Source organism: Anabaena sphaerica FACHB-251, assembly GCF_014696825.1.
In the GTDB taxonomy this organism is placed as follows: Bacteria; Cyanobacteriota; Cyanobacteriia; order Cyanobacteriales; family Nostocaceae; genus RDYJ01.
In genome coordinates, this window is sequence record NZ_JACJQU010000002.1 from 578,447 (window position 1) to 599,608 (window position 21,162).

The following is a 21,162-nucleotide window of genomic DNA, read 5'->3' on the forward strand; positions in this document are numbered from 1 at the left end:
CTAAATTTACTGATGGGGATTACCTCCTGCCTCCTTAAAGCAGCGTTTCCCCTGTCAAACCCTCTTGATGCAAAGCTTTGTTATTCAAATTTATACCTCATTTACCTGCAATATGCTATGTACATTACTTTTTATATACCTTTAACCAACCCCAGGGAAGACGTTAGTTCAAGGATGTTTTTTTAACATGGAGGCATTTGCCAAATATTCATAAGGACATTTGCCTAATGTTGGAAATCAAGAGATTATTTAATCAGATGCACCGCAAAGTTGCTATCGTCATGTCAGCTGGTTTAATCTGGCTAATGAGCTTACCGATGCTTCCTGTCCAGGCAGCTGGTTATTATTCCCAGAAAACTCACCAGGTAGAAATAACTAGACCATTTTTTTCTACCAAAGAGCGTGAATTAGTTAGAACTGAGCCTGTTAGACATTATTACTCGGCTCAAGACCGCAGAAAAGAAAAAGTCTATACAACCCCAGAAATGGGCGATGATTATATCGAAAGTGGGAAGCGTGCAGGTGAAGTAATTCCTAAAGAGTTGGGAACTGGAAGTAGGCAAAAAAATCCTATCAATATGCTCAAACGTGCGGGGGAAGAGTTGGGTAATGAACCACTAAAACGGACTTTTGGGGCAAGGGATTATGAAAGGAGTGAAATTGAACAAGAACTCATGCAAAATAAGGCTGCAAGAGGTGATTATCGGTAATTAAGTAGGTCGGCGTTAAAAATTGTCGTTATGACAAGGCAGAAGGGAACAGGTTTTTATACAACTTGACTTTTTGTTACACACTTCAGTTTTTTCGCGCCTTTCTACTTAAACTTTTCTTTTGCCTGTTGTATTGATGAGGTGTAGTAATACTAATCCCTTATTGTATCAATCAAACGAAATTGCTGAAATTGAGGATTTGATTGATTGGGGTGAATGCTTGTCGGCAGTTAGATGCCCCCAACCCCCCTTTTTTAGGGGGGCTGATTCCTGAGTTGTGAATTCTTACCAATTAAGCCGAATCAAGCACCTTGAATTTTTCTTTCATACCCTACCCATTCTTTATTTCGCAGGATATATTTTTGAATTTTCCCGGTGCTGGTTTTGGGTAAATTGGTAAATTCAATGGCGATGGGACATTTAAAAGTTGCTATCTGACTACGACAAAATTGGATTAATTCTTGTTCTGTAACTTGCACATCTTCTTTTAAAGTTATAAAGGCTTTTGGTGCTTCACCTCGTTTTTTATGAGGTACAGAAACCACAGCACATTCTAATACTGCTTCATGGCGATAAAGACATTGTTCAACTTCAATGCTAGAGACGTTTTCGCCATTGGTAATGATTATGTCTTTGATTCTGTCGCGCAGTTCAATATAGCCATCTGGGTGCATGACGGCTAAATCTCCGCTGTGAAACCAGCCGCCACGAAAAGCTTGTTCTGTTCCTTCTGGATCATTATAATAACCTTTCATGACCATATTTCCCTGCATGACTACTTCTCCCATTGTTTTACCATCAGCAGGGATATCTTGCATATTTTTATCTACGACTCGTAACCCATCTCCGCTAATATAAGTTACTCCTTGACGGGCTAATAACTTGCCTTTTTCTTCGTTGTTTAAATTCTCCCATTCTGTTTGGTATTCACAAACTGTATAGGGGCCATAAACTTCTGTTAAACCGTAAACATGAATAATTTTTGCGCCAATAGCTGTGTATTTTTCTATTAAGGTGGGTGACGGTGGTGCGCCGGCTGTGGTGATTGTGATTGGTTGTGTTAAACTTTGGGGACGTTCTCGATAATTCAGCAGAGAAATTAAAATAACTGGTGCGGCATTAAAATGAGTTACTTGATATTGTTGAATAAGTTCCCATACTTTTTCGGGGTGAAATTTACGTAAACAAATATGAGTTCCACCAATAGCAGTAACCGCCCAAGGAAAACACCAGCCGTTACAATGGAACATTGGTAATGTCCAAAGATAGACTGAGTTGGGTGTTAAATTGGTTTCTATGATCGCTCCTAATGTGCTAAGATATGCGCCTCTATGGGAGTACATGACTCCTTTAGGATAACCGGAAGTACCGCTAGTATAATTAATGGTAATTGTTTCATTTTCATCTGTTATTAATGAAGGTAAGGCTCCAGGATTACCAGTTTTGATAAATGTTTCATAATCTTCTCCTGGTAAGGGCGTAAATCGTTCTATGTCATGGATATTGATAATATGTTTGACGGTTTTTAAATCATTTTGAACTGGACGAATTATATCTGCTAGTTCTGTATCAATAAATAAAAATTTTGCCCCACTATCGTTGAGAATATGAGCGACTTCTTGAGGTGCTAAACGGGTGTTGATAGAAACTAAAATTCCCCCGGCTAAAGGTACTGCAAAATGGGCTTCTAGCATCTGGGGGGTGTTGAAAACAAAAAAGGCGACGCGTTCGCCTGTTTCTATTCCTGCATAACGTAAGGCTGAAGCTAAACAATTGATCCGGGCTGCAAATTCGCTATATGTAAATTTTTGGTTTCCATAAATGATCGCAACTTTGTCACGGTAAACTTTGGCGTTGCGTTCAATAAAGGTGAGGGGTGTGAGAATGTTTTGATAAACTGCTTTTGGGTTCATGGTTAATTTTAATAGCTTGATTTGAGCTTTGTTGCCTAGAGAATGTTTTAAATCGTATATATTATATAGTAATTTTACTTACGAGGAATCCAAAAAATTTCTATTCATAGTAATTCATCTTGATACAGCGTATAGTCGGTAAATTAATTGCAATGTGGAGAGTGACAAAGCCTTGCACCAACAGAGTTTTACTGCTGTAAAGACGTTTCACCGAAACGTATCTACTGAACACTTAACGTTTAAATATGTTTATTGGCTTAACAGCAGAGATATGTTATGCTTGTGTATCACCAACCTCAAATTGTGAAACTCAAGGTCAGGAATTTGCAAAAGGCAAATCTCGACTGAGATTCTGGGATATGCTGAGATCATAGGATAGAGATTGGCTTAAAGAAGTAGAATGAAGCTGGCAGCAAGAGTAAGTCAGGTGACACCCTCCATAACCTTAGCGATCGCAGCTAAAGCTAAGGCCATGAAAGCAGAGGGTATTGATGTTTGTAGTTTTAGTGCGGGAGAACCGGATTTTGATACTCCAGCACATATCAAAGCCGCAGCCGCGAAGGCTTTGGATGAAGGGAAAACCAAGTATGGTCCGGCTGCTGGTGAACCAAAGTTAAGGGAAGCGATCGCCCACAAGCTCAAAACCGATAATGGTCTTGATTATAAGGCAGAGAATGTTTTAGTTACTAATGGCGGTAAGCATTCTCTTTATAATTTGATTGTGGCACTTATTGACCCCGGTGATGAGGTGATTATCCCTGCACCTTATTGGTTAAGTTATCCCGAAATGGTGACTTTGGTTGGTGGTAAGTCGGTAATTGTGGAAACTGATGCTTCTACGGGTTACAAGATTACCCCAGAACAGCTAAAGAAGGCTATTACCCCAAAAACTAAGTTATTTGTCCTCAACTCCCCTTCTAACCCCACGGGGATGGTGTACACACCAGAGGAAATTAAAGCCTTAGCTAAGGTAATTGTTGATGCAGATATTTTAGTTGTTTCTGATGAGATTTACGAAAAGATTCTCTACGATGGTGCAGAACATATCAGCATCGGTTCTTTAGGTGCGGAGATTTTTTCCCGGACTTTAATTAGTAACGGTTTTGCTAAAGGTTACTCGATGACTGGGTGGCGTTTGGGTTATTTAGCTGGACCTGTGGAAATTATTAAGGCTGCTAGTACCATTCAAGGACATAGTACATCCAATGTCTGTACTTTTGCTCAGTATGGGGCGATCGCTGCTTTGGAAAGTTCTCAAGACTGTGTAGAGGAAATGCGTCAAGCTTTCGCTAAACGTCGTCAGGTGATGTTTGACAGACTCAATGCTATTCCTGGTTTGAGTTGTCCTAAACCAGACGGCGCTTTTTACCTGTTCCCTGAGATCAGTAAAACCGGGTTGAAGTCTCTGGAATTTTGCAACGCTTTGTTGGAAGCGCATCAAGTTGCTGTTATTCCGGGTGTGGCTTTTGGTGCTGATAAGAACATCCGCCTTTCCTATGCTACGGATATGGCAACTATTGAAAAGGGGATGGATCGGTTAGAGAAGTTTGTCCGTTCTCGAATTTAATAGGTGATAGTGAATAGGTGACAGGTGACAGGTGACAGAAGGAGTTGAGTAGAGGTAGAAAGTAAATATTTATTCCCACCTCCTCATCATCCATACTTAACACCCTACACCTCACTGTCACCTATTCCCTATTCCCTCTTAACTGTCACCTGTCACTTGTTAACTGTCACCTAAAATGTCATATCTTTGACATTGTTCTATAAGTTTTTTCTTGATGAGCGATCGCACGTTTTCCGGTGAGACTACAATACAATCAGATGAATATTGCATAATTTCCCGAATAAACCAGAATGTATTTGATACTCTCCTAATTACTCGCTTCACCTGTGGTTGATCTGGTAGCCATTCAACGGTTTTATCTTCTGCTTTGGTTTGATAGGCAAAAGCTAAACCTTTGTATAGGTGCATTTCTACATCTATTTGATCTAAGTTATTAAGCCATTTTCGAGTAATGTTCATAACCGATGCTTCGTTAATGTTGTCTAAACGAAAACACCAATTATGTTGTAATTCTGGGATGTCAAGATTTCCTTCTGTCTCTTCACACCAACAGTCAAGATATTGACGCTTTTCATGGGGTGTGATTTTGGCATAACGAACAGTAAAATTAAATACTCGTTCTGCTGCATCTTGATAGGAAAGTTGAAAGGGTTGTTCACGCAATATATAGTGATCTATTTGCAACCGCCAAGATGGGCGAGAATGATTTAAAAACCCTTCTATTTCTTTCCGTAAAAGTACGGATAATTCACTGCGTTCTAGTAGCAAATTAGCGATAATTTCCGCTTGTTCATTTTGTCCGATGTCGGTTAATGCACCTATACAGCGATGTAAAGCGCGAATACGGAAATCCTGCCAGTCATGATTTTTACCAACAATTAATTCACGTTTGGCGATCGCTTTGATGAGTTTGGAGATATTTGGATTATCTTCTCCCCACATCATACCGAATTCGAGAGCGATCGCTTCTAGTTCGGCTTTGTCTCGTTCTGATACCGACAGGGTTATGGACTGACCTTTGCGACTCATTAAAAGTGTCCGTGTACTTTATACTTGTTTTCTCTTGTCAACTTTTATTTTCAGTGTCATTATAGGTTTTAGCAACGAGTTACGGACAGTTTTTAAGGTAACAATGAAAAACTGCCACCAATGGTGGCAGAAATTGAAATAAGTTATTAAGGGTATGTCAGAAAACTACAGTATTCAACTCAAACCTGTTTATTCGCAAACAGTCCCCACACCTGATGGGGTTAAATTACCTGATAATTGGTCTTTATCTTGGCATCAATTAGAGACTTTAAAAGCATTGCGCGATCCAAATATTGACGTAGTTTTCAATACTGCAATGACAGGTGATGGTAAAAGTTTAGCTGCTTATTTAGAAGTTCTTCAAGGTGAATTTTCCGCGATTGGACTTTACCCAACTAATGAATTAGCGCGTGATCAAGAAACCCAAATTAAAGGATATATTGATATATTTAAACCAGAAAATCAACCTCGTGTAGTTAGATTGAATGGGGCTGATTTAGAAATTTATGCGGAAAACGAAGAATTAAAAAAAGGTGCTGCACTTTTAACTCGTGTAGTACAATCTGAAATACTTTTAACCAATCCTGATATTTTCCACTACTTACATCATGGAGCATATCTAAGCCATGATGATAGTCCTGATAAACTTTGGGGACGAGTTAATAAAAACTTTGATTTATTTATTTTTGATGAATTTCATGTTTTTGCTGCTCCCCAAATTGCCAGCGTAATTAACACCATGCTGTTAATTCATTGTACAAACCGCAGGAAAAAATTTCTCTTTCTTTCAGCTACACCAGATAAAGATTTAATCAGCAGATTAGAAACAGCAGGATTTCGTTGTCAAGAAATAAATCCTCTGGAAGAAAATAAATATCAATTTCCTGATCATCCAGAACAAGAAGCGCAACTTAAAAACCAAAATTGGCGACAGGTAGCGCGAGGAATTGCACTCAATTTCATACCTTTAGAACCGAGTTTTAAGGCTTCAGAAACTTGGTTAAAAGCCAATATTGATTTAATTGTATCTCAGTTTCAAGAATATCCAGGAAGTAAAGGCGCGATTATTCTCAATTCAATTGCAGCAGTGAAGCGACTAACTCCATTTTTTCAAGAAATTTTAAAACCCTATAATTTGACAGTAGGAGAAAATACAGGTTTATCAAGTAAAGGAGAGAAAGAGTTAAGTTTGTCGGCTGATTTAGTTTTAGGTACAAGTACAATTGATGTAGGAGTTGATTTTAAAATTAACTTTCTGATTTTTGAATCATCGGATTCTGGTAACTTTATTCAACGTTTAGGAAGATTAGGAAGACATGACGGATATCAAAAAAATGGTCAAGAGATTAAATTTGAGAATTATACAGCTTATGCTTTAGTTCCTAACTTTTTAGTTGAGCGTTTATTTCAAACAGATTCACCAGCATTACAAGTTGATAATATTTATGATCGTCCATTTTTGCAACAAACGATAAAGGAACAATATCGGAAAATTAATGATTTTCATGGCTATTATCGCCGATGGGGTGCTGTGCAGTCATTTTGGTTATGTTGTAAATTGAGTGATCGCACCATTAAACAACAATATGCTCAAAGTAGAGAAAAGTTTCAAAAAGCCTGTGAACAAGTATTTAATACAAGTTTAAAATCACAAGCTGGATATATTACAGGATGGGCTAAAGACTGGAAAGAAGTGTCAGGTAAATCAGGAAATCCCATTGCTGAAGATGCAGCTAGTTTTCGCGGTTCTAGTCCTTTGCAATGTGGATTATATGATTTAACAGAAAACAACGAAAATGAGAGATTTAAAACCTACGATTTACCGGGAATTTTAAGCAACTTAGAAATAGAAATGTGGACGGAAGCGGGATTTATGCGGACATTAAAAGAAACCGCCGAACGTACCGGACAACCCATAGCAAAAGGTAGATTTGCCCACTGTCTCGCATTTATCAAGTTGCGTTCCTATCGTGAAGAACGGTTGAACTGGAAATTTACCTATTCTGGAGACTTGCAACCCATCGCTGATGCTTGGAAAGTTCAGGTTTTAACAGGGGTGGGAGTATGGCAACCGGATAATGCTTGGATAGGTCAAATTGATAAAAAACTGAAAAAAGAGGGTTTAGTTTGTTATGTGATTCGTCGTCCAGTGGCGGAAGTGCGGATGCGGTTAAGGCTACCCATGTACTTTCAACTTTATCCCATCAGTGACAAGTACAGTATTCATGAAGCAACTCAGCCCTATTCTATAGCCTTTGGTCAATCTGCGTTGCTGTTGGATACACTTGCTTATACGGTTAAAAGCCAAGGAGATGAGATATGGATTGCTTGAGGTTGCGATCCCTAATAGGGATTATTTTAAATAGCTTAAGTTACTCAAGCTACAGGGTAGACAACAAACTATCAGCGACAAATGACTGTGTATTTCAATCCCTAATAAGGATTAGTCTACCCGCAGAAGCAGATTGTACGATGAAATTGATTAAAAGTCAACTAAAATATTTAGCTGGTCACACAATCATTACTCAAAGATTAGACTGTTAACTTAAAGAGGAGTAATTAAATGAATTAGCTGGTCTAGCTAAAAAAGAAAAGATATACTAGGTAGGAGCAACCCAATACAAAAGGAAAAGCTTCCATGCTCTACCAAAATACTGAATCTCTCCTCGCTAATCTTATACAGAAAGCAGATATTAATACACTAAATCAAGTCGTGACTATACGCTTACTTGGTGAAGTATGTGAGCATAATTACCGTATTAGTGCTTTAGAAAAAAAACATGAAGAGATATTGCTAAAACTTGACAATTTTGAAAATCAGCTTCAAGAAAACCAAGAATCAATGAGCGTCCTAGAAGCAGAAATACCGCATTTAAGACATATAGTTTGCAAAAATGAAGATTTAGAGAATCGTTTAACCTTTCTTGAACCAGAACCAGAGGACTAAAGTGCTATTTACGGCTAGTAGAGTGTGCGTTAGCCATAGCGTAACGCACCAAAATCAAAAATTAGGAAATATGAAATGAAAAACAACACTCCCACAATTGCAGAACTTCAAGAACTATCCTCACAACTTCCTGAAAAAATACCTTACTTAAAAATGTTAGTCCTGTTTGGTTCTAGAGCAACTGGGAACACTAATGCCAATAGTGACTGGGATTTTGCTGTTTTATGGGATGAGGAAAAATATAATTCATACATAGAAGAACATCCATTAGCTTTGTTTGAGTTACCCATGTTGATTGGGGAATTATTTAAAATCAATTCTGACAAAATTGATATTGTTCAATTAAATCAATCTTCTTGGTTAATTGCTCATTTTGTTGCTCGTGACGGAATTTGTGTGTTTGAGAAATACCCTGGAGAATTTGATAATTTTCGCTCAAATTTCTTAAAAACTGAATCAGAATTAAAAAGATTCCGTCAAGAACAACATCGAATAATTGAAATACAACTAAATAAGTGGGAAGCATGAATAATATAGACTCAGAAATAGTTTTAGCTAGACTACAGCTAATTACCAAATATTACAATACCTTAGAAGAATTTTCTTCTATTAGTCTTGATGAATTTTTAGCTGATTTTCGTCAACAGCTTATTGTAGAAAGACTCCTGCAATTAATGACTCAAGGTGCAATAGACATCAACGATCATATATTGTCAAAATTCAACCCTGGAAAATCTTACACTAATTTTGAGGCTTTCATTGAATTAGGTAAATCTCAAATAATTACATCAGAATTAGCGAAACAAATAGCACCATCATCAGGATTAAGAAATCGTCTAGTTCATGAATATGATGATATAGATCCAAATCAAGTTTTTAAAGCAATTAATTTTGCCTTACAGCAATATCCACTTTACGTCAGACAAATCAACTCTTATTTAATTTCATTGGCAGAAGACAATGGCTAAAAAAAGTAAAGATGCAAATGAATATCAACAATTATCACTTCTAGAAATAGAGAATAATTCAGATTATGAAACTTCAGATGATGATTGGTTATTGGGTGACTTTGGTTTTGATGGTGATGATAATAGAACGATTGAAACCAAAGGACAATTACTCACACTCAAACTATTAAAAGAAGCAATACAATCGCAAAATCCAAATGATCAAGTCATGGCAGATTTTAGCGAATATGTATTACCAAACTTGCTAAAAATCGCTATTGGTGTCACCGCTAAAGGTGGTAAATTCTTTGATGAAATAGACGAAAAACGAGAAGCCGAAGGTAAAACCAAAGTTAGACGAAATAACGCTGCTGATCAATCTTTAAATACACACTTACTTAATGGCTTATTTCCAGCAAATTTAATTGAGCAAAGATTAGAAAAACTGGATACCACAGTAAAAAGGGTTGTAAAAGATAAAGAAAGGCGTTTAGTAATTGCTGGTTTTATTCTCCATGACTTTGAAAAATTCCCAGATGCACCTGAAGACTGTCGCAAACTACCTTTAGATGAACATAAAAAAATCATTGATGAAAAAATTCGACAATTAGGACTTGATAAATTTATCAATCCCAATAATCCCGAAATTTATCAAGAACATATTGATGATTTATTGTGTATGGCTTATAATGCACAAATTCGCTGGGATACTAACTGGAATTTTTCGGAATTTGGGTTAAATCCTGTTCTTAAAGATCGCACGATTCGCAGTTTATGTGATTTAACTCGTTTAGCTGATTTACTTTCTTCAATTATTAAACATCCTCAAGATTCAGAAAATAGGGCATTAAATGAAATTCTCCATAGTCTCAGTGATGGAAAACTGAAGTTTACTTATCATCACATTGCCGAAAATAGAGGTGTTTTAACCAATGTTGTTAATAATGCTGTAATTGAAGCTCACACTAACTTAAATACTGACGAAAATAGATATTATCAACCTTTGTTATATCTACCAACAGGGGTAATTTATCTAGCGTTGCGTAATGCTCCTCCTATCTCACCAGAAATTTTACCAGATATGGTAGTTAATAAAATTAAATCTCTTTGTAGAGATCAATTAAAACTCAGACAAACGGGATTTGGTAGAGATGGAAAAGGTATGAAATATGCTGAATATTACAATCTATTTTTTGAATCTCCAGGTTTAATGCAAGTTGCTTTAGATGCTACTTTACGGATTTTAAATACAGGTAAAACATCTGTTGGTAAAAGTCGCAGTGAGAATTTAGTTAAGTTCCAAAAACAAAATGTTTTATCTGCTGATTATGATTTTCAATTTGATGATGATATTCGCATTGATCAAATTGCCGAATTTGGAGATTTAATTACTCGCAAAATTTGGGATGAAATAGTTAATAAAATTGAAACTGAAAGGAAGAAAGATAAAAAACTTCCACAAGTTCCAGATTTTGATTTAACTCATAAAGTTGCTGAATTTTGGAATTTAACAGAATATCTACCGCAGATTCGAGAAATTCAACGCATTAATGAAAGTTTGAAAGAACAAAAACTCAAAGGTAATACAGGAGGTGTACCTTATGAATGGTATTATCTAGCGGCTAAATATTTAGAGAAAAATCCAGGTATTGAAGATGTGCGGGAAAATTGTCAACAGGTAATCTATTACTTGACAGATTTAATTTCTCCAATTCTTGCACAATATCAATTACCTGATGGTTGGGATGATTTAAGGTTATGGGTATTAAGAGTTGTTATGTTACCCACTACCAATACAGAAACATCTGTAAAAACTGAAGTTGATAATTTTATCAATGAGTTGAGTAATTATAATGCTGCTAAAAAGCCAGGGAGAGGTAAACAATTAATCTGCTCAATTTCTCATTCTGCATACACTGTAACTGAGCAAATGGAATCAGCAGTTTTATTTACACCCCAAGTTTATACAAATAAACAAATGTTAGGAGGTTCTAACGCTAAACGCAACATTTCCAGTATTGCTGGTGTGGAAATGATGCTCAGACAAATATTAATGAATCAAACTCAAGCTGTAGGTAAAAGATTTGAAGATGGTAAATATCGCTATCTCTACTTTTATCCAACTTATTACTTCACTCCAGAAACTAATAAGTTTTTACAAAAAGCTTACATGAATATTGCTCAAACTCGTTTTGACACGAGCATTCGTAATCATTTCATCAGTAAAGATTTACAGGTTGATTTAGGTAAAGAAAATTATCAAAGTGTTGATAGTTTCTTAATTGATGAAAATTTAGATAGTGAAAAAGACCGCACATTTAAACTTTCCTATCCAGACGATTTAACATTTTACTTCATGGCTTTACCACCAGGACGAGATAGCACTGATACAGAATCTTGGGTAATGCCGAGTTGGTTAGCGTTTGCTTTCCCCATGATTTTAGATGTCAAAACTGTAGTTTCCGAGTCTCCTATTCCCCCATTTAATGATGGTGCAGAATTTGAAGAAACGGTATTTCTTGATAGTGCGCCTCATGCTTTCCGTACTTTGGTGAAAAGAGATAGATTCAGACTTGATTACATTCTGGAAGGTTGGGAAGAGTACGGTATTCAATATCCTGCACCTTTAAATGTTTTAACTGCTGCTTACGCTATTCATTTAGATGTGAATGCGAGACAAGGAAAGACTGGATATGATGCTAATTGGGGGAAATTTACGGAATTAGCAAAGGATTTTGAAACCAGTCCTCTATATGTCTTTGCTTATCTGAATAAATGGGTGCGTAACCAAGGAGTTGAAACAGCAAGAATTGAAAAAATAAAACTTTACACCTATCATTTTTACCCTTGTTTTGACCCTTATACAAAATTTGATTCTAATGAGGAGAAATTAATTGTGGGAGAAAAATCAACTTTGAATCATCCAAAGAAATTAACGGAACTTTATCGCCGATTTTATCGAGCCAATAAAAGGTTTAATCCGAAAGCTAATGCAGTTTTAAAACCCATTGATATCGCTGCAGAAACTATTCTCAAAGCAGATTCCAGTGTATTTGATGGAGAAACTTTAATTTCAGCCGTAGCAGCAGAGGTTTTTAAACTGATGGATCGGGTACATTCTTCTACTGCGGAAGGACGTTGGATGATGAATAAAAGGGAGGAGGAAAGACAAGCAGTTTTAGAGTTTGCAAACTATTTTGTAGTTGATGTATTTGAAGGAAGTTTTAAGAGCGATCGCGCACGGTTAGCAGGCCGTCAATTAAATCTAATTCGAGATACCTGTGAATTTCTTTATCGTTTAGAAGATGACAAAGAAAACGCCGAGAAATCTAAATCTGAAAATGATGAAAATCAATAATCACTCCACATCTCGTTCCCAGTCTCTGACTGGGAATGCCTAACGGAGTCTCTGACTCTACTTATTTTACAGAAGGCAGAGCCTTCAAAAATTCATTCCCATACAGAGTATGGGAACGAGGAATTTACATCTATTACCTAACCTTTGGAGAAAATCATGGCACTTTTAAAAACCGTTGACGCTAAATTATTTCAATCAGAAATTCCCTACAAACCAATGGGAAAATATGCCCATTTTCTCACCATTCGCATTACTGAATCTTACCCTTTATTCCAAACAGATTCAGAACTAAATAAAGCACGGGTAAGGGCTGGTGTTAAAGATAAAAATACCATTAGCCGTCTTTCCATGTTCAAGCGTAAACAATCCACACCAGAAAGATTAGTAGGTCGTGAACTATTGCGGAAATACGAATTTATGACAGCAGAAGAATGTGAATATAACGTATCTTTTGCAATGGATAATCCTGATTGCATTATTTACGGTTTCGCTATTGGTGACTCTGGTTCTGAGAAATCAAAAGTTGTGGTAGATACTGCATTTTCAATTACCGCTTTTGATGAATCTCATGAAACATTTACTCTCAATGCACCTTTTGAAAATGGTACAATGGCTTCTAAGGGAGAAAGTGGTTCTAAACCTGGTGAAGTTACCAGTAGAATTAACCAACAAGACCACATCAGACCACAGGTATTTTTCCCTAGCATTGTTACATTAAAAGACCCCACAGAAGCAAGTTTTTTGTATGTCTTGAATAACATCCTGAGAACTCGTCACTATGGCGCACAAACAACCCGCACAGGTAGAGTCAGAAACGAGTTAATAGGTGTTATTTTTGCTGATGGAGAAATTACCAGTAATCTCCGTTGGACTCAAGCAATATATGACGAAATGAGGGTTAATAATACTCTCAAATCACCAGATCCTTTAGATGAAGATGATGTAATTACTGCTGCTAAAAATGCAATTAAAAATTTAATGGCAGACGAATTTATTGTACATACAGACTTTATTGGTGATGCGTTTTTACCTCTATTAAATGAAGTCAAAAACCTCACAAATAACGAAGCAGGAATTAAATCACTCCTACAGCAAGCTAATGATGAAGCTAAGGCTTATGCTAAAAAGCATATTAAAGGTAAGTCTGAAGAAGCAAAAACCGCAAAATCAAAAGCAGGTAAAAATGCGAAAGCGGAGTAACAAAAAATGGTGTTTATCTACCGTTGTCAATTAGAACTACATGACAGCCTCTATTTTGCCACTCGTGAAATTGGCAGACTCTACGAAACAGAGCCAATAATTCACAATTATGCCCTCTGTTATGCACTCGGTTTAATTGATAGTCAGATCTACTCAACAACCGTTGCTGAAGAAGATTCCTATCGCTATTTCTGCCCCGAACAAGTGCCAAAATATGAAGCACATTTAACGCCTTTAAATCAACAAGGAATCTATATAACTCCCGCTCGTTCTTTGAATCATACGGCTATTCTGAGTACATGGAAATATGCCAATAATAACTACCATGTAGAAATGGAAAAAACCCAAAAGAATATTCCCAGTTTTGGACGAGCAAAGGAAATTGCACCGGAAACTCAATTTGAGTTTTTTCTCATCTCGCAAAAAGAGATTAAATTACCTAAATGGGTTCGCTTAGGTAAATGGATGAGTAAGGCAGAAATTATGGTTAATAAATTACCACAACCAAAAACTAAAACTGGTTTATTTACCTGCACTCATCCTTTAAATCCCTTAGATGTCATGTTTACTAATCAAGTCATTAGTTATGATGTGGTAAATATGCCGCCAGTTAGCCTCATTCAAAATGTGCAAATTCAAGGAGAATATTACTATTTTGATGATATCAAAAATGTAAAACTTCCCAAACAAATGCAATACCGTTTTCGGGCTTAGAATCTCCAAATTTGCATTTAACTCTTGTGGGGTGGGTATCTTGCCCGCCCTTGATACAGCAAAATATCAAATGGGAATTACTCCACTTTCAACTATTAAATCATGCCCCATAGTCTCATCCTGAACATTACCCCCCAATCTCCCATCTACCCCAATTTTCTCACCGGCAGACATTACCACGCCTTATTCCTTAACCTAGTGAGTTCTGTTGATAGAAAATTAGGAGACTACCTACACGAATCAAACGCCGATAAAGCCTTTACCCTCTCACCATTGCAGGTACAAAGTAAACATAAAAATCAATCTCTCATCTTGCAATATGAACATCAAAAACCGATTTCTGCTGGTACTCCCTGTTGGTGGCGGATATCTTTATTAGATGACAAATTATTTAGTCAACTCACACCTTTATGGTTGAATCTTAACCCGGAACAACCTTGGCATTTAGGGTCAGCTAATTTATATATTACCAGTATTCAAGGTACACCTCAATCTACCCAACCTTGGGCTAATGTTTGTACTTATGCTCAATTATATGAACAAGCAAGTGAGAAAGACCGCATCATTAATTTCATTTTCTCTACACCTGTAGCCTTTCGTCAAGGTGGATTTGATAATGTTTTACCTACCAAGGAATCTGTATTTAATAGTTTGTTGAATCGCTGGAATAAATATAGCGGAATTGAATTAAATAATATTTCCTTTGAATCAGTTTATCCTAGTGCTTTTAATATCCAAACTGAAGTTATTAGCAACTATGAAAATAAATTTATTGGTTGTTTAGGTGAAATTAGCTATCGCATTCTGGGCAATGTGGAAACAATAGGAATTAAGCAAATTAACGCTTTGGCTGATTTTGTTTTATATGCGGGAATAGGACGTAAAACAACAATGGGAATGGGAATGGTAAGAAGAAAGTAGGTTGGGTTGACGTAAGGAAACCCAACATGATCACATTATTAATGTTTTTGTTGGGTTACGCTGTCGCTTAACCCAACCTACAGATGAATTGTTTTTTATTTATTGTCTTGAAAATCTAATTGTGAATATTTTATGCTGTCCCTTGTTACCTCTGCTGATGATTATGTGAATATTGCCTCATTAAATCAATATTCCTACTGTCCCCATCGTTGTTGGTTGATTCATTGTGCAGGTGAGTTTATTGATAATCAATACACTATTGAAGGCACAAGTTTACATGAACGAGTTCACACTATTGGAGAAGGAAACCGTGAGGAAACTTACCAAATACGGGCAATTTATCTCAAGTCTGATCAATATCAATTAGTTGGTAAGTCTGATTTAATTGAATTTGAAAATGGTGAATATTACCCAATTGAATATAAACGCGGACGTAAAGGAGAATGGGATAATGATGAGTTACAAGTTTGCGCTCAGGCTTTGTGTTTGGAGGAAATGACGGGTAAAAATATCAATTTTGGTTATATTTATTATGCTCAATCTCATCAACGTCAATTAGTAGAAATTACGCCAGAATTAAGAGCTAGTACCATTGCCACTATTGAAGCTGTGCAAATGTTGTTGTTTACAGGTGCAATGCCAAAACCTGTAAAAACAAAACGTTGTGATGGTTGTAGTTTATATTCTCGATGTTTGCCTCAAGCTGTTGAGAAGGTGGGGCGTTATCAAGAGGCAAATTGAAAAACCCAGATCTCCGACTTCTTACATCAATTCATAATTTATTTACAAGATAAACAAAGAAGTAGGGGATCTTATTTCGTTAACTGTCACTTATTTTGAGAATTAATCATGGGTACTCTTTACGTTTTACAAAATGATGCTTTTGTCGGTAAGGTTGATGAACGGATTACTGTGAAGTTTGAAAAGAAAATTCTTCAGGATATCCCTTTTATTCATCTTAAAAGTGTGGTAGTATTAGGACGAGCGACTATTTCACCTGCGGTTGTTTCCGAATTAATGATTCGTCATATTCCTCTTTCTTTTATTAATGAAATCGGTCATTATTTAGGACGCTTAGAACCAGAAATGTCTGGTAATATTTTCGTTCGCAAGGCACAATGGCAAGCTGCGGGAGAAACACCCCAATCTATTCATGTGGTGCAAGGTTTTGTGAGGGGAAAATTGAAAAATTACCGTCAAATTTTGATGCGTCGTCAACGGGAATCTGATGATGTTAATTTATCTAAAAATATCACTCGCATTGAACAGGTAATTGATTCGATTAAGTCAACTGAAAATATCAATTCTTTGCGCGGTTTAGAAGGTGCTGGTAGTGCTGCTTATTTTGGTGGTTTTAATCAATTAATTCGTAATCCCGAATTTTCTTTTACTAAGCGAGTGCGTCGTCCAGCGACTGATCCGGTAAATTCTTTACTCAGTTTTGGTTATACTTTGTTGCGTCATGATGTCCAAGGTGCTGTAAATATTGTAGGGTTTGATCCTTGTCTAGGATACCTGCATTTTGATCGCTATAATCGTCCTTCTTTGGCTTTAGATTTGATGGAAGAATTTCGCCCTTTGGTGGTAGATGCGCTGGTTTTATCTATTTTGAATAATCAATTATTAACACCCGCAGATTTTGTGACGGAACCTTTAAGCGGTGCTGTTCACTTGACTCCTGAAGGACGTAAAACTTTTTTGACTTTGTACCAAAAGAAAAAAATAACGGAGTTTAAACATCCGGTGATGGGGCGTAAATGCACTTATCAAGAAGCTTTTGAATTACAAGCTAGATTATTAGCTAAATATTTGATGGGAACAACTGATAAGTATCCACCTTTGTTTTTGAAATAGCTATTTAGGTGACAGGTGACAGTAAGAAAGCAAGAGTTAAGAGTTTATTCTTCTCTATTACCCATCACCAATTACCAATTACCAATTTATGAATGTTGTTGTTTCTTATGATATTTCTGAGGATAAGCGACGGACTAAAATCCATAATATCCTCAAGTCTTATGGTCAATGGGTGCAGTATAGTATTTTTGAGTGTGAGTTGACTGATACTCAATATGCTAAGTTGCGATCGCGTCTCAATAAGCTAATCAAAGCTGATACTGATAGCATCCGTTTTTACTTCCTCTGCGCTTGCTGTTTTGGTAAAGTGGAAAGAATTGGTGGTGAACAACCCCGCGACCACACTATTTTCTTCGCTTGATGCGCGAGGGGGTGGGTGTAAAAAATCCGGTTTCTCAAAAAACCCCTGAAACCATTTCTACATAAGGCTTTGCTCGCTTTTTTATCACTCGACCCCTCGCGCACCTTACACAGCAAGGCTTTCAGCGTTTTTCACTCTTGACACGATTCCTGAAATCGACTATGATCAGATCGCTCGCGCAACTGAACCTTGAAAACTATATATATCCAGGCTTTCAGACTCCCGCAGTTGAAATTTCACATAATCCCTATGAGGGATTGAAACTTGAAAGCAATACCACTATGCTATTTAATTGTTATTGGTTGAAATTTCACATAATCCCTATGAGGGATTGAAACATGATAAATGCCTAGAATGAAAGTTACCGTTCTCGTTGAAATTTCACATAATCCCTATGAGGGATTGAAACAACAGGCAGATGATCCGTCCTTGCTGGGATGATATTGTTGAAATTTCACATAATCCCTATGAGGGATTGAAACCCGAAGGATTATTCTCCCGGATCTCCTTTGCCTGTTGAAATTTCACATAATCCCTATGAGGGATTGAAACAAATTACAAAAGGTATAGACAAAATGGCTACTTTGCTAAAAGTTGAAATTTCACATAATCCCTATGAGGGATTGAAACTTTTAATGAGAGATTTGATGCGGTAACTCACAGACCACCGTTGAAATTTCACATAATCCCTATGAGGGATTGAAACGAAGAATTTTGTATGGTAATTCGGCTTGATACGTTGAAATTTCACATAATCCCTATGAGGGATTGAAACGTTTTGCCTGAGCCTGAAGGAGATTTACCTGATGATGTTGAAATTTCACATAATCCCTATGAGGGATTGAAACCGATTAAAACTTTGCGCCATCATAATATTCATCTCGTTGAAATTTCACATAATCCCTATGAGGGATTGAAACGCATTGGCGCTTCGTTTGCAAACTTTCCACCTGTGGTTGAAATTTCACATAATCCCTATGAGGGATTGAAACTCAACGACTCTTTAGGATTTCGCAAAAGGAAAAGTTGAAATTTCACATAATCCCTATGAGGGATTGAAACGATTAATAATTAAATCTGATTGATATTTTAAAGGCGTTGAAATTTCACATAATCCCTATGAGGGATTGAAACTTTTCCTAAGCCTTAAACGTGAAAATTTAGGGCTTAGGAGTTGAAATTTCACATAATCCCTATGAGGGATTGAAACCCGGCTGGCACTTCTGCTTCTGTTTCAAATAAATCGTTGAAATTTCACATAATCCCTATGAGGGATTGAAACTTATTTGTATCTCTCATGCTGCCTCACTAACTGTTGAAATTTCACATAATCCCTATGAGGGATTGAAACATCAGTGGTATAATTGCGACACAAACCTTCAGCATCACGTTGAAATTTCACATAATCCCTATGAGGGATTGAAACTCATTGCCGGACGTGAACCGGGGGAAAGGGAGGAAAGATAGGTTGAAATTTCACATAATCCCTATGAGGGATTGAAACCTCGTGGCGGTATCACTACGCTCGCTTACAATCCCAGTTGAAATTTCACATAATCCCTATGAGGGATTGAAACCACAACGGGGGAGAAACCGACGACGGCAACCACACCGTTGAAATTTCACATAATCCCTATGAGGGATTGAAACAACAGAAAAACTTTTACCTTGCAGTGAAAAGCATGGAAAGTTGAAATTTCACATAATCCCTATGAGGGATTGAAACTCTACTCAATGCGAACAAGGCACTTTCCCTGTAAGTCGTTGAAATTTCACATAATCCCTATGAGGGATTGAAACTTCAAAATACCAGATCCCCGACTTCTAACATCAATATCAGAATTTATTTACAAGATAAAAAAGAAGTCGGGGATCTTAACGAATTACGAATTAAATTAACTTCATTTCCTGTAAACCTTGAAGTAAGCGTTTAGCCTCTTGAGGATTATCTTGTTCATGGAGAGCGATCGCACATTTAAAAGCAGCCAAACTATTTTCTACATCACCAATTTTCAACAACACCACCCCCAAATTTTGATAAGCATCCGCATAATTAGGATTTAAAAATATAGCGCAATTATAAGCCTCAACCGCCTCAACAAACAAACCCATAGCTTTACATACCATCCCCAAATTATAATACCCAGTCACAAAACTCTCATCAATTTTCAAAGCAGTTTCATAAGCATTTTTCGCCCCTTGCAAATCCCCCGTAGCTTTCAACAAATTACCCAAATTATTATATCCTCCCAACTTCAACAGAGGATAAATTGGTAACTTTAGCGCCGCTTGATAATGAGAAATAGCCAGAGGTAGATTTTTTAAATGTGTATAAGCAATACCTAAATGATAATTTAATTCATATAAAATATCATAATTTGTTTCCTGGATATCTTGATCCAGAGAATTTATTCCTTTCATTGATTGAGAATTTTTCAACCATCCCAGAGGTTTTTTCTCACTCTTACTGCGATTACCAAGTACCTGACGTAAACCCCGATTTAATAACTCTATTCCCTCGTTAATTTGACCCATTTCCACATACAAAGCCCCCAATTTACTGCAAACATAAGCATCATCAGGATTAGCTGCAAAAAATTCCTCCATTGCTGCTGCGGCTTTAGCATATTTATTTTGCTGATTAATTACAGCTTTTTGATATCCAGCATGGAGAATAGCAACTCCTGTTAAATAGCCAACTTGCCAATAATTTTCTTTCTTTAAAATTGCCGCAATACTATCATCAACCAAAGCATGATAGGGGCGTTCAAAACGAATATCTGGATGATGGCGAAATAATCGAGAAACCAGAGAATAAGGAGATTGAGTCGCACCAACTTCTTGACGGACAAGATTGATTAATAAATAATCATCTATATTAATCGCTTCTCTGATTTGCTGTGCAATTTCTGGTGTGAGAGTTTCATCAGCATCTAACACTAAAACCCAGTCACCTGTCACATATTTTAAAGCTTCATTACGAGCAGCACTAAAATCATTACACCATTGAAAATAATGTACTTTAGCACCGAATTGTTGAGCGATTTCTGGCGTTTTATCAGTTGAACCTGTATCGAGAACTACAATTTCATCTACAACATTCTGCACACTTCCCAAACACTTTGGTAGAGAAGCTTCTTCATTTTTGACAATCATGCACAGACTGAGTTTCATTATGCTAATCGTAATTCGTAATTCGTAATTCGTAATTCGTAATTCGTAATTTGTAATCAGGAAAAACTCTTACTTGTCACCTATCACCTGTCACCTATTACTTTCACAAAGACCGAATTAAATCCGCAAAGCCATAAATACTAATACCCAGTAACAGTAAGGCTGTAAATTGGGTAATCAGTCTTTGGTAATAAGGTGGGTGAACGTGACCTGTTGTAGACATTGCTTCCCGGACTAAAATAGAAATTGATGCCCCAAGTACAAAGCTCAAACCCAGCACCAAAAAAGGTTTTTCCGGTATAATTGTTGCAACTATTAGCATAGCGATCGCCAGCAGCAGCATCAATAATTCAATAAATCGCGGTGGATTATATTGACTAGATAAAATCAGGGTATTTACCCAAAAGTTCCAAGTTCTCATAATTTAGTTATTAGTTATTAGTTATTAGTCATTGGTGATTGGTGAT

At 36.7% G+C, this 21,162-nt stretch carries 17 protein-coding genes and 1 CRISPR repeat array; of the genes, 13 read left to right on the plus strand and 4 right to left on the minus strand.

Features of this window, described 5'->3' with window-relative positions; all coding sequences use genetic code 11:
* Positions 1 to 227 precede the first annotated feature (227 nt).
* Positions 228 to 710 (plus strand): hypothetical protein, encoded by a 483-nt coding sequence (locus H6G06_RS06240; protein WP_190558110.1) that lies wholly within the window; start codon positions 228 to 230, stop codon positions 708 to 710.
* 302 nt (positions 711 to 1,012) lie between these two features.
* On the opposite strand, the gene H6G06_RS06245 is transcribed toward H6G06_RS06240, so the two are convergent.
* Entirely contained in the window at positions 1,013 to 2,623 is a 1,611-nt protein-coding gene (locus H6G06_RS06245; protein ID WP_190558112.1) for an acyl--CoA ligase family protein, read from the minus strand.
* A gap of 400 nt (positions 2,624 to 3,023) precedes the next feature.
* On the opposite strand from H6G06_RS06245, the gene H6G06_RS06250 reads away from it, so the two are divergent.
* On the plus strand, positions 3,024 to 4,190 hold the full coding sequence (locus H6G06_RS06250) for a pyridoxal phosphate-dependent aminotransferase (protein ID WP_190558114.1): 1,167 nt from the start codon (positions 3,024 to 3,026) through the stop codon (positions 4,188 to 4,190).
* 159 nt (positions 4,191 to 4,349) lie between these two features.
* Here H6G06_RS06250 and H6G06_RS06255 read toward each other — a convergent pair whose 3' ends face one another.
* The gene (locus H6G06_RS06255; RefSeq protein WP_190558116.1) at positions 4,350 to 5,219 is read right to left on the minus strand and encodes a WYL domain-containing protein; all 870 of its coding nucleotides are present in this window, start codon (positions 5,217 to 5,219) and stop codon (positions 4,350 to 4,352) included.
* A gap of 154 nt (positions 5,220 to 5,373) precedes the next feature.
* Here H6G06_RS06255 and cas3 point away from each other — a divergent pair, with 154 nt between their 5' ends.
* The 11 genes from cas3 to cas2 all read left to right on the plus strand — a co-directional run bounded on the left by cas3 (position 5,374) and on the right by cas2 (position 17,521).
* Positions 5,374 to 7,551, plus strand: coding sequence for a type I-D CRISPR-associated helicase Cas3' (cas3, locus tag H6G06_RS06260; protein ID WP_190558118.1), 2,178 nt, complete (start codon positions 5,374 to 5,376; stop codon positions 7,549 to 7,551).
* Positions 7,552 to 7,932: 381 nt separating this feature from the next.
* Entirely contained in the window at positions 7,933 to 8,166 is a 234-nt protein-coding gene (locus H6G06_RS06265) for a hypothetical protein (protein WP_190558119.1), read from the plus strand.
* 75 nt (positions 8,167 to 8,241) lie between these two features.
* Positions 8,242 to 8,694 (plus strand): type VII toxin-antitoxin system MntA family adenylyltransferase antitoxin, encoded by a 453-nt coding sequence (mntA, locus tag H6G06_RS06270; protein ID WP_190558121.1) that lies wholly within the window; start codon positions 8,242 to 8,244, stop codon positions 8,692 to 8,694.
* Positions 8,691 to 9,134: a type VII toxin-antitoxin system HepT family RNase toxin gene (hepT, locus tag H6G06_RS06275; protein ID WP_190558123.1), complete on the plus strand. Its 444-nt coding sequence runs from the start codon at positions 8,691 to 8,693 to the stop codon at positions 9,132 to 9,134. The genes mntA and hepT overlap by 4 nt, the downstream gene beginning before the upstream one ends.
* Positions 9,127 to 12,471: a type I-D CRISPR-associated protein Cas10d/Csc3 gene (gene cas10d / locus H6G06_RS06280; RefSeq protein ID WP_190558125.1), complete on the plus strand. Its 3,345-nt coding sequence runs from the start codon at positions 9,127 to 9,129 to the stop codon at positions 12,469 to 12,471. The genes hepT and cas10d overlap by 8 nt, the downstream gene beginning before the upstream one ends.
* A gap of 156 nt (positions 12,472 to 12,627) precedes the next feature.
* The gene (gene cas7d / locus H6G06_RS06285) at positions 12,628 to 13,671 is read left to right on the plus strand and encodes a type I-D CRISPR-associated protein Cas7/Csc2 (protein ID WP_190558127.1); all 1,044 of its coding nucleotides are present in this window, start codon (positions 12,628 to 12,630) and stop codon (positions 13,669 to 13,671) included.
* Between the two features lie 6 nt (positions 13,672 to 13,677).
* Positions 13,678 to 14,385 (plus strand): type I-D CRISPR-associated protein Cas5/Csc1, encoded by a 708-nt coding sequence (gene cas5d / locus H6G06_RS06290; protein ID WP_190558129.1) that lies wholly within the window; start codon positions 13,678 to 13,680, stop codon positions 14,383 to 14,385.
* Positions 14,386 to 14,487: 102 nt separating this feature from the next.
* A complete protein-coding gene (gene cas6 / locus H6G06_RS06295) occupies positions 14,488 to 15,306 on the plus strand; it encodes a CRISPR-associated endoribonuclease Cas6 (RefSeq protein WP_190558131.1) in 819 nt (272 codons plus the stop codon).
* 132 nt (positions 15,307 to 15,438) lie between these two features.
* Entirely contained in the window at positions 15,439 to 16,047 is a 609-nt protein-coding gene (gene cas4 / locus H6G06_RS06300) for a CRISPR-associated protein Cas4 (protein ID WP_190558133.1), read from the plus strand.
* A gap of 108 nt (positions 16,048 to 16,155) precedes the next feature.
* Positions 16,156 to 17,160 carry a type I-D CRISPR-associated endonuclease Cas1d gene (gene cas1d, locus H6G06_RS06305; protein WP_190558134.1) on the plus strand — a complete coding sequence of 335 codons (1,005 nt, stop codon included), beginning with the start codon at positions 16,156 to 16,158 and terminating at the stop codon, positions 17,158 to 17,160.
* 88 nt (positions 17,161 to 17,248) lie between these two features.
* Positions 17,249 to 17,521, plus strand: a complete 273-nt coding sequence (gene cas2, locus H6G06_RS06310) for a CRISPR-associated endonuclease Cas2 (RefSeq protein ID WP_190558136.1) — start codon at positions 17,249 to 17,251, stop codon at positions 17,519 to 17,521.
* Positions 17,522 to 17,748: 227 nt separating this feature from the next.
* Positions 17,749 to 19,321: a CRISPR direct-repeat array (repeat unit 37 nt; unit sequence GTTGAAATTTCACATAATCCCTATGAGGGATTGAAAC).
* A 90-nt stretch (positions 19,322 to 19,411) separates the two neighbouring features.
* Here cas2 and H6G06_RS06315 read toward each other — a convergent pair.
* Entirely contained in the window at positions 19,412 to 20,695 is a 1,284-nt protein-coding gene (locus H6G06_RS06315) for a glycosyltransferase (RefSeq protein WP_190558138.1), read from the minus strand.
* A 103-nt stretch (positions 20,696 to 20,798) separates the two neighbouring features.
* Complete coding sequence (locus tag H6G06_RS06320) at positions 20,799 to 21,116, minus strand: hypothetical protein (protein WP_190558140.1); 318 nt, start codon at positions 21,114 to 21,116, stop codon at positions 20,799 to 20,801.
* Positions 21,117 to 21,162: the final 46 nt, after the last annotated feature.

Excerpts from the sequence above, each read along its gene's own strand:
- H6G06_RS06240 (WP_190558110.1), top strand. The coding sequence starts at position 228 with ATGTTGGAAATCAAGAGATTATTTAATCAGATGCACCGCAAAGTTGCT.
- H6G06_RS06245 (WP_190558112.1), bottom strand. The coding sequence starts at position 2,623 with ATGAACCCAAAAGCAGTTTATCAAAACATTCTCACACCCCTCACCTTT.
- H6G06_RS06250 (WP_190558114.1), top strand. The coding sequence starts at position 3,024 with ATGAAGCTGGCAGCAAGAGTAAGTCAGGTGACACCCTCCATAACCTTA.
- H6G06_RS06255 (WP_190558116.1), bottom strand. The coding sequence starts at position 5,219 with ATGAGTCGCAAAGGTCAGTCCATAACCCTGTCGGTATCAGAACGAGAC.
- cas3 (WP_190558118.1), top strand. The coding sequence starts at position 5,374 with ATGTCAGAAAACTACAGTATTCAACTCAAACCTGTTTATTCGCAAACA.
- mntA (WP_190558121.1), top strand. The coding sequence starts at position 8,242 with ATGAAAAACAACACTCCCACAATTGCAGAACTTCAAGAACTATCCTCA.
- hepT (WP_190558123.1), top strand. The coding sequence starts at position 8,691 with ATGAATAATATAGACTCAGAAATAGTTTTAGCTAGACTACAGCTAATT.
- cas10d (WP_190558125.1), top strand. The coding sequence starts at position 9,127 with ATGGCTAAAAAAAGTAAAGATGCAAATGAATATCAACAATTATCACTT.
- cas7d (WP_190558127.1), top strand. The coding sequence starts at position 12,628 with ATGGCACTTTTAAAAACCGTTGACGCTAAATTATTTCAATCAGAAATT.
- cas5d (WP_190558129.1), top strand. The coding sequence starts at position 13,678 with ATGGTGTTTATCTACCGTTGTCAATTAGAACTACATGACAGCCTCTAT.
- cas6 (WP_190558131.1), top strand. The coding sequence starts at position 14,488 with ATGCCCCATAGTCTCATCCTGAACATTACCCCCCAATCTCCCATCTAC.
- cas4 (WP_190558133.1), top strand. The coding sequence starts at position 15,439 with ATGCTGTCCCTTGTTACCTCTGCTGATGATTATGTGAATATTGCCTCA.
- cas1d (WP_190558134.1), top strand. The coding sequence starts at position 16,156 with ATGGGTACTCTTTACGTTTTACAAAATGATGCTTTTGTCGGTAAGGTT.
- cas2 (WP_190558136.1), top strand. The coding sequence starts at position 17,249 with ATGAATGTTGTTGTTTCTTATGATATTTCTGAGGATAAGCGACGGACT.
- H6G06_RS06315 (WP_190558138.1), bottom strand. The coding sequence starts at position 20,695 with ATGAAACTCAGTCTGTGCATGATTGTCAAAAATGAAGAAGCTTCTCTA.
- H6G06_RS06320 (WP_190558140.1), bottom strand. The coding sequence starts at position 21,116 with ATGAGAACTTGGAACTTTTGGGTAAATACCCTGATTTTATCTAGTCAA.